Source organism: Pseudoalteromonas sp. SIMBA_162 (assembly GCF_046535955.1).
Classification (GTDB): Bacteria; Pseudomonadota; Gammaproteobacteria; order Enterobacterales; family Alteromonadaceae; genus Pseudoalteromonas; species Pseudoalteromonas marina.
Window position 1 is genome coordinate 1 of the sequence record NZ_JAWJBQ010000672.1, and the last position, 259, is coordinate 259.

Genomic DNA, 259 nt, shown 5'->3' on the forward strand with positions numbered 1-259 from the left:
AGCGTGAAGCCCTCCTGGCCACTCTGCAGGAAGGTCAGCAGATTCAGGGTATCGTCAAGAACCTGACCGACTACGGCGCCTTCGTCGACCTCGGCGGCGTTGACGGCCTGCTGCACATCACCGACATGGCCTGGAAGCGCATCAAGCACCCTTCGGAAATCGTTAACGTTGGCGACGAAGTCGACGTACGCGTTCTGAAGTTCGACCGCGAGCGTAACCGCGTTTCGCTGGGTCTGAAGCAGATGGGCGAAGATCCGTG

At 59.8% G+C, this 259-nt stretch carries 1 protein-coding gene; it reads left to right on the forward strand.

Annotated elements, in window-relative coordinates; genetic code table 11:
• On the forward strand, positions 1–259 hold a 259-nt coding region (locus R0J88_RS21355), incomplete at both ends, for a S1 RNA-binding domain-containing protein (protein ID WP_410901077.1).